This is a genomic window from Mycobacterium sp. TH-M25, from assembly GCF_057473665.1.
Genome location: NZ_JBYCLA010000384.1, coordinates 1 through 8,194 on the forward strand (window position 1 = coordinate 1; position 8,194 = coordinate 8,194).

The window sequence follows — 8,194 nt, forward strand, 5'->3', positions numbered from 1 at the left end:
GCTCGCCGCGATGACCGATCCGCACCCGACGGTCGCCGCGATGACCAAGGACACCAACATCTTCGGGCTGATGGGGCGCGACCCGGCCGGCCGCAGGGCATTCCTGTCATTTCGAGGCACGTCCGATGTCGCCGAGTGGTTGGCCGATATCGACGCGGTGCCCGATGACTACCGCCCGATCAGCGGCTTCGGACAGGTGCATTCGGGTTTTCAGGACATCTATGAACTTGTTCGCGCTGATATCGTGGCCCAGCTGGCCGCGGCAACCGCCGGCTGCGACCAGATTCTCGTTACCGGCCACAGTCTGGGCGCCGCGCTCGCGGTTCTCGCGGCACCGGATATCGCCCGCAACATGCCGCCGAACGCGATGGAACCCCGGCTGATCACCTTCGCCGGGCCAAGAGTTGGTTTGAGCGACTTCGCCGCACATTTCAACGCCGTGATCGAAAGCTGTTACCGCGTTGTGAATTTCCTCGACATCGTGCCCTATCTGCCTCCTGCCCCGTACGTGCACGTGGGCGCGCAGATCACCGTCGACAGTGGCGGAGCGATCCAGGTCGGCTGGCGGCACAGTCTCGCCGCGTATCGCGATGGATTGTCGGCCTATATCGCGGCTCAGCAGTGACGCAGAACTCCCGGCACCGAAGCGGTCAAGCACCTCGGATACCGGGAGTCTGGAACGCCCTTCAGGCGCCGACCTCGATGACACCCGCGCGCCACAGCGCGGCGTACAGCTGACGCAGCGGCACAGACAGCAGCCGAGCGGCTCCGTCGACCAGCGGGTCGCCGCCCATCAGGCGGGGGCGCGGCGAGGTCTTCGGCGTCACCGATGCCGGGTCAGGCACCACCGTGAGCCTTGGCGCGGACGTCGGCGCTACCACCTCGTCGTACAGAACAGCGGTCATGATCGCCTCCTACGCGTAAATCAAACGGGCACAACAGAATTCGGTGTCCGTCCGATACGGCGTCGAGCGGGAAGGCTAGGTGAGCCGGAACTGACTCAGCTGCAAGCCGTGCGCCGCAGGCCGGATCGGGACGAAACGCCCGGATATCGATCCGGACTAGAACTGGAACTCATGCGTCCCTCACCTCCTCGCGGTCGCTTTACGTGCGGATTCACCGCACTTTTCACACGCAAACAGAGGTACAGGACCCGACCATCGTCGGGAAAACCGCACCCCACTCGTCAGAGTTTCGGCACTACACGGCGTATCCGGATCATTTCCGGAAGCCACTTGGGCTCAACCCTTAAGCCGGGAGGAGCTGTCCTGACCCTGGGCGTCTCTCGACGTTCGGGGTCAGTGGCCTGTGTCCGTGTAGACGCCTCACCTAACGAGGTGCTTACCCGGTCGATGATGCACGAACATCTCGCCCGCGTCAAACCACCACTCCGAACACGCTAACCAGCCGTTATCAAGCGGTGACGTCGGTTCCACGGCTTTCCCTGGGCCGGAGACCGTTGAGCGAAACGCGACGACGATGTCCGCGACATCGGCCGCGCTGACACCGTCGTCGGTGGTGAGGCGGCGATGCGCTAGCTGACCGATCAGCGCCGCCAGGCTGAACGCGAGCATCCGCGGTGGAGTGCTGACCACCGTGCCCAGTTGCTGGGCCACGATCATGCGCTTTTCGATGTCATCGATGAACCGCTCGTACATGCTGCCGAGGTGCTTCTCGGACTGATCCCCCAGCGCGTAAGCATCACGGAGCAGGAGTTTGGTGCCGGCCTCATCGGCCTCGACGAAATCCGGGACTGCATGCACGGCGATGCGCAGTGGCTCCCAATCCCGATCCGGCCGGTCGTTCGCCGCGGCGATGGCGGCTGCGATGTGGGCGCGCAGGGCTTCTCCCCCGGCGGCCATCAGCGCGTGGAAGAACTCGTCTTTGCAGTCGAAATACAAGTAGACCTACCCGTACGTCAAACCCGCCTCGGTGGCAATATGCGAGATAGAAGTGCCATGAAAGCCGTTGCGCGCAAAAACTTTCGTTGCCGTAACCATGATCTCGTCGCGACGCTTGGTCGTGTCCTCTTAACTGACCGCCCGCCGCCTATGGGTGCCCCCACGGTCGATCACTTGTCAACCACCCCATCGAGAAGCGCTACGGCGTCGATGAATTCAGCGACCATGTCCAGCACCACGGTCTTGGCCGGTTGAACCTTGTTCATCGCGCCCACAACCTGCCCGACGAAGTAGGTAGCCAGTTCACGAGCCTTGGAATCAGCTTGGGCGGCGGCCTTATTGATGCGGACTTGGGCATCGCCCACCAGCGCGGTCTGCAGCGGCATCTGCAGCGGGTCAGGATTGCCGCCGTCCTCCCATTCGTCGGTCCACGCCGTGCGCAGCATGCGCGCCGGCTTGCCCGTCAGCGAGCGCGAGCGCACGGTGTCCGACGAAGTAGCGGCAAGGAACTTGTCCCGCACGACAGTTGAGGTCTCCGCCTCTTCGGTGGTCAGCCACACCGAACCGCACCACACACCCTCGGCGCCCAACGCCAGCGCGGCGGCGATCTGGCGACCCCGCGCGATTCCCCCCGCGGCGAGAACTGGAACCGGCGCTACCGCGTCTACCACCTCGGGAACCAGCACCATTGTCGACACTTCACCGGTGTGCCCGCCCGCCTCGGTGCCCTGGGCCACGATCAGATCGACACCGGTCTCGGCGTGCCGCCGCGCGTGCCGGGTAGTCCCGGCCAGCGAAGCGACCAGGACATCGCAACCGTGCGCTCGGGTGACCAGGTCGGCGGGAGCGGGCCCGAGGGCGCTGGCAATGAGCCGGATGCGATGGCTTAACGCGAGGTCGAGCAGCGGTCCGTAGCCCTTGGGTGAGATGTTGAGCTGGCCGCGCGGCCGCCGCTCCGGATCGCTGGAAGGTCTTATCCCGTAACGGATTAGGATCTCGTCGACGAACTGACGGTGTTTCTCGGGTAACAATTCGCGAACTTGGTCGCCGTCGATGCCGCCCCGGTCGGCGCCCACGTACTTGGGCGGCAGCAGCAGGTCGACACCGTAAGGCTTTCCTCCGGTCTGCTGTTCGATCCAGCTGAGTTCATTGTCCAGGCGTTCGGGGCTGTGCGCGACAGCTCCCAAGATGCCCAAGCCGCCGGCGTTGGAGACCGCGGCCACCACGTCTCGACAGTGACTGAACGCACAGATCGGGAACTCCACGCCAAGCATTTGTGCCACTCTTGTTCGCATCGCAGTGACGCTACGAATTACTGATTGGTATGTCAATCGCACGTTGCATTTGACTGACTGACATTTCCCCCAAACTTTTCCGTTGCCCAAGCGATCCTTAAAAACAATGGCCGGTCCGAGAATGCAAACGGAAAAACACCATTGGGCGCTACGAGACCGCCGCAAAAACCGCCGGCTGACACGCCACTGATAGTCAAGTAAGACACCCATGGGGAACGGTTCCACGAGTTGACGAGGTCGCGCGCCGACATCACAGCTGCCGTCTCACATGCCAACGCGAGAAACGACCGCTTTGGAAGCCGTTGTCGGCCGTACAACGGACGCCGATTGGAGGTGGCGCTTTCCCATTTCCCAACGACGGTAAAGAAATGACGGCTCTTCTGCTGAAGCGGTTGACCGACGCGAGAGCGAATGGGCACAAGCGTTATACGCAGCCGAAATACGTTGACGAACAATGCCTGACGCATCAGTCAGTTACTGGTGGGCGCTCGCCCATCCGGTGGCCAGCTCTGCACGTCTGCTTCCAGCGGCACCTGCAGACTCTGCAGAATCGAGGAGACCATCCGCCAGGCGCCGATCGCGATGACCAGCTCGACCAGTCTTGCGTGATCGGATCCGAACACCTTCCGGCACGTCGCCCAACTCTCCCCGCTGACCACGCCGTCGCGCACAACGTCGTCGGTCGCAGCCAGCACCGCCTGCTCGGTCGGTCCGAAGGCTTGATAGGCACGCCAATCCCGAACGCCCAGTAAATCATCGGCGCTGACCCCGAGCCCCTGTGCGACCCGCCAGTGCTGAGCCCATTCATTTTCGCACCCCGTCAGCCACCCGATCCGCATGATCGCCAGCTCGCGCAGCCGCGAATCCAGCTTGCCCTGCCACAACATTCGGGCGAGCAGGTCGTTGAGGCCGGACGCGAGGTTGGGGTGATTTAGCAGAACCTGAAAAATGGCCAACTCTGCCATGTAGTCCGGTACGCCCGCTTCATCCGCAGCGGCTCTGGCCTCGTCCAGTGGTAGACGGGGAACACGGCCCTCTTGGTCAGATGTCACGATACTGGGTCAAATGTTTTAGCCGGCAACGGCTCTCGTCTCAGCGAAAGGCGCACCGAAATCAGCGACCCGCTCGAAGCCATCCTTGCGCGCCGCGGCGGCACCCATCCGGGACAGTGCGCTGATCGCGAGGAGTCCGGCGTGGTCGACCAGCACGAACGGCGTCAGCAACCGGTTGTGCACGAAGCCGATCGCCAAGCCGCTATCCGGGTCGGCCCACCCGACGGAGCCACCCAGTCCCACATGGCCGAATCCTGGTACCAGACCCAACGGCAGTTGGTGGTAACCGAGATGGAACGACAGCGGGATCACCAGGTTGCCGTCCGGCCGCGGACTTCGCCGGCCGACAAGTCCAGCTGTCACCTCGGGCGACAGGAACTGCGTGCCGTCCATCCGCCCGCCGTTGGCGAGCGCGCCGTACATCCGCGCCAGACCGCGTGCCGTGGCCACCCCGTTGGCCGCTGGAATCTCCGCGTCCAAAAGCGGAATATCGCCCTGCGCAACCGCTTTCACACCCGGAAAGTACATCGAGCTGAAACCGGCGGCCTGCGGGATCGAGGCGATCATCGGCGCTACCGCGTTGAACACCGGGTTTTGCAATGCGATCTGCGGCATGATGATCTGAGCGGGTTGGGTCGCGGCGTCGCCGGGCGGCCGGCCCAGATGCAATCCATCGGTACCCAGCGGTTCCGCGAGTTCTTCGCGGATCAACTGCCGCATGCCTTTACCGGTGACCGCACGCGCCAGCCCGGACAACAGCCAGCCGTAGGTCAACGCGTGGTAGGCCGATCGGCCGTACGCGTAACCGGGGCGGGCCGCCGCGAGGCGACGCTCCATCAGTTCATGGTCCAGGAGGTCTTGCTTGCTCGCGCCACGCAGGGCCGACAGACCCGCTTGGTGCCGCATCAGCTGGCGGACCGTGATCTCGGCTTTCCCGTTGGCCCCGAATTCGGGCCAATAATGGGCGACCGGAACGTCATACCCGATCAGGCCCCGGTCGACGAAACGGTGGATAACCGTGGAGGCCATGCCTTTGGTCGCCGAGAACACCATGCTGGCCGAATCGGCCGTCCACGGCACCCGGCCGCGCCGATCCGCATAACCCGTCCACACGTCGACGACGGGTTCCCCGTCGAGATAGACCGCCAGCGCCCCGCCGCCGAATCGGCGGCCGTGAAACATGCCGGCGAAATTGCGCACCGCGCAGGCGAAATGTGGATCGGCGGCGCCGTGAACACCGCGCGGCAGCACGAATCGGCGATTGCCCACGGCTTCGGGGGTCATGATCACGAATCTACCGTCTCACTCTACGATCGAAGCGGAAGTTGTTCATTCGTTATGGAAGCTAGCTTCAATATTTGCTCAGCAGCAAGGGCTGGCGTCAATTCACCTGTCAGGACCTGGCGCTCCACGTCCGTGCGAGCTTTGCGGACAGCGGGATTGGACATCACCCGGTCCAGCACGGTGTCGCGGACCATCTGCCAGGTCCAGTCCACCTGCTGGGCCCGGCGGCGCGCCTCGAACTCGCCGGCATCGGTCAGCACCTCGCGATGCCGCACGACGGCGTCCCACAACTCTTTCAGCCCAGTACCTTCCAATGCGCTCATGGTGAGAACCGGTGGTCGCCAGAGGGTTTCACGGGAGTGGATGAGCCGGATAGCGCCGGAGAGTTCGCGGGCAGCTTTACGGGCTTCGGTCAGATGGTCACCGTCGGCCTTGTTCACCACCACGATGTCGGCAAGCTCGAGCACGCCCTTCTTGATGCCCTGCAACTGATCGCCGGTCCGTGCAAGGGTGAGGAAGACGAAGGTGTCGACCATGTTGGCCACCGCAACCTCGGACTGGCCGACCCCGACGGTCTCGACCAGGATCACGTCAAATCCGGCGGCTTCCAGCAGCACGATGGTTTCGCGGGTGGCTTTGGCGACCCCGCCGAGGGTGCCCGAAGTCGGGGAGGGACGCACGTAAGCATCGGAATGCGTTGACAGTTGCGGCATCCGGGTCTTGTCGCCGAGGATCGATCCCCCGGTGCGGGTCGACGACGGGTCGACGGCCAGTACCGCAACCCGGTGGCCACGTCCGATCAAGTCCATGCCGAGCACTTCGATGGTGGTCGACTTGCCGACGCCAGGCACCCCGGTGATGCCCACGTGCAGGGCGCTGCCGGATGCCGGCATCAATTGCAGCAGCAACTGCTGCGCGCGAGCACGATGATCGGCACGCGTCGACTCCACCAGCGTGATCGCCCTCGCCAGCGCGGACCGATCACCACCGCGGATGGCTTCGGCGAGATCCCGGGGCGTCACGCCTCGACCCCTCGCGTCGCGCGCGTAACGCTACCGCGAAAAACCAAGCCGGATTTCGCAGTGACGTTACACTCGCGGGCTGGTTCGAGCATCAGTCCAGCGTGTATCCGTGTCGTTCCGCCAGCTTATGCAGCAAATCGCGCGCCGCATCGGCAATTACCGTGCCCGGCGGGAAGATCGCGGTGGCACCCGCCGCGTACAGCTCGGCGAAGTCTCCGGGCGGGATCACGCCGCCGACGACGACCATGATGTCGGGGCGACCGACCTCGGCAAGCGCGTCGCGTAGCGCCGGCACCAGTGTGAGGTGGCCTGCCGCCAGCGAGGAGACCCCGACGACGTGGACATCGTTGTCCGCGGCTTGGCGGGCGACCTCCGCCGGTGTCGAGAACAGGGCGCCGACGTCGACGTCGAATCCGATGTCGGCGAACGCCGTAGCGATCACCTTCTGCCCGCGATCGTGGCCATCCTGCCCCATCTTGGCCACCAGGATCCGTGGCCGGCGCCCGTCTGCCTCGGCGAACTTCTCGACGAGTTCGGTTGCGTCAGAGAAGGAAGTCATGTTCCCGCCTCCCGAAGCTTCATCGCGGTACACCCCGGCGATGGTGCGGATCTCCGCTTGGTGACGGCCATAGACCTTCTCGAGCGCGTCGGAGATCTCGCCGACGGTGGCCTTGGCGCGAGCGGCGTCGATCGCCAGTGCCAGCAGATTGTTACCGAGCCCGTCCGCACCAGCGCGACCATGCGCCTCGGCAGCACGCGACAGCTCGGCCAGTGCGGCCTCGACCACGGCCTGGTCCCGATGTGCCCGCAGCTCTGCGAGTTTGGCCAACTGCTCGGCCCGCACCCGGCTGTTCTCGACCTTGAGGACCTCGATCTCCTGGTCCTCGTCGACTTGGTATTTGTTGATGCCGATCACCGGTTGGATGCCGGAGTCGATACGGGCCTGGGTCCGCGCGGCGGCTTCCTCGATGCGCAGCTTGGGAATGCCCTCGCTGATCGCCTGCGCCATTCCGCCATGCTCGGCGACTTCGGCGATGTGAGCGCGTGCCCGCTGCGCGAGCTGATAAGTCAGCCACTCCACGTAATAGGAGCCGGCCCACGGGTCGATCGGTCTCGTGGTCCCCGACTCCTGCTGCAACACCAGTTGAGTATTACGTGCGATCCGGGCCGAGAAGTCGGTCGGCAAGGCCAGCGCCTCGTCGAGAGCGTTGGTGTGCAGTGACTGGGTGTGGCCCTGAGTGGCGGCCATCGCCTCGATGCAGGTACGTGCGACGTTGTTGAAGGCGTCCTGCGCGGTCAGCGACCATCCAGAGGTCTGCGAATGGGTCCGCAACGACCTGGATTTCGGGCTTTTGCTTCCGAATCCGGCGACCAACTCGCTCCACAGTAGCCGGCCCGCGCGCAGCTTGGCCACTTCCATGAAGAAGTTCATCCCGATGCCCCAGAAGAACGACAACCGGGGCGCGAACTTGTCGATGTCCAGGCCGGCGTCCAGGCCGGCCTGGATGTAGTCGACACCGTCGGCCAGCGTATAGGCCAGCTCCAAATCCGCTGTGGCGCCCGCCTCTTGGATGTGGTAGCCAGAGATCGAGATCGAGTTGAACTTCGGCATCTTCGCGCTGGTATAAGCGAAGATGTCG

General features: G+C 64.3%; 9 protein-coding genes and 1 riboswitch. Of the genes, 1 reads left to right on the forward strand and 8 read right to left on the reverse strand.

The features are described 5' to 3' along the window. A partial coding sequence (locus tag AC2VOU_RS12910; RefSeq protein WP_486957734.1) for a lipase family protein occupies positions 1 to 625 on the forward strand: 625 nt, incomplete at its 5' end. 61 nt (positions 626 to 686) lie between these two features. On the opposite strand, the gene AC2VOU_RS12915 is transcribed toward AC2VOU_RS12910, so the two are convergent. From AC2VOU_RS12915 to AC2VOU_RS12950, 8 genes are all read right to left on the reverse strand, one after another. Continuing rightward, entirely contained in the window at positions 687 to 905 is a 219-nt protein-coding gene (locus AC2VOU_RS12915; protein WP_486957735.1) for an Rv1535 family protein, read from the reverse strand. Positions 906 to 1,171: 266 nt separating this feature from the next. Then, positions 1,172 to 1,344: riboswitch (M-box (ykoK) riboswitch) on the reverse strand. After that, positions 1,326 to 1,901, reverse strand: coding sequence for a hypothetical protein (locus AC2VOU_RS12920; protein WP_486957736.1), 576 nt, complete (start codon positions 1,899 to 1,901; stop codon positions 1,326 to 1,328). (Overlaps the previous riboswitch by 19 nt.) A 6-nt stretch (positions 1,902 to 1,907) precedes the next feature. Continuing rightward, entirely contained in the window at positions 1,908 to 2,000 is a 93-nt protein-coding gene (locus AC2VOU_RS12925; RefSeq protein WP_486957737.1) for a TetR family transcriptional regulator, read from the reverse strand. A gap of 71 nt (positions 2,001 to 2,071) precedes the next feature. After that, positions 2,072 to 3,196, reverse strand: a complete 1,125-nt coding sequence (locus tag AC2VOU_RS12930) for an NAD(P)H-dependent flavin oxidoreductase (RefSeq protein WP_486957738.1) — start codon at positions 3,194 to 3,196, stop codon at positions 2,072 to 2,074. Between the two features lie 470 nt (positions 3,197 to 3,666). Continuing rightward, positions 3,667 to 4,248 (reverse strand): carboxymuconolactone decarboxylase family protein, encoded by a 582-nt coding sequence (locus AC2VOU_RS12935; RefSeq protein ID WP_486957739.1) that lies wholly within the window; start codon positions 4,246 to 4,248, stop codon positions 3,667 to 3,669. Between the two features lie 18 nt (positions 4,249 to 4,266). Further along, a complete protein-coding gene (gene lipL / locus AC2VOU_RS12940) occupies positions 4,267 to 5,532 on the reverse strand; it encodes an esterase/beta-lactamase LipL (RefSeq protein ID WP_486957740.1) in 1,266 nt (421 codons plus the stop codon). Between the two features lie 23 nt (positions 5,533 to 5,555). Next, positions 5,556 to 6,554, reverse strand: a complete 999-nt coding sequence (gene meaB / locus AC2VOU_RS12945) for a methylmalonyl Co-A mutase-associated GTPase MeaB (RefSeq protein ID WP_486957741.1) — start codon at positions 6,552 to 6,554, stop codon at positions 5,556 to 5,558. A gap of 91 nt (positions 6,555 to 6,645) precedes the next feature. Beyond that, positions 6,646 to 8,194: methylmalonyl-CoA mutase family protein (locus AC2VOU_RS12950; RefSeq protein WP_486957742.1), on the reverse strand; the 1,549-nt coding region annotated here is incomplete at its 5' end.

Excerpts from the sequence above, each read along its gene's own strand:
- AC2VOU_RS12915 (WP_486957735.1), bottom strand. The coding sequence starts at position 905 with ATGACCGCTGTTCTGTACGACGAGGTGGTAGCGCCGACGTCCGCGCCA.
- AC2VOU_RS12925 (WP_486957737.1), bottom strand. The coding sequence starts at position 2,000 with ATGGTTACGGCAACGAAAGTTTTTGCGCGCAACGGCTTTCATGGCACT.
- AC2VOU_RS12930 (WP_486957738.1), bottom strand. The coding sequence starts at position 3,196 with ATGCGAACAAGAGTGGCACAAATGCTTGGCGTGGAGTTCCCGATCTGT.
- lipL (WP_486957740.1), bottom strand. The coding sequence starts at position 5,532 with ATGACCCCCGAAGCCGTGGGCAATCGCCGATTCGTGCTGCCGCGCGGT.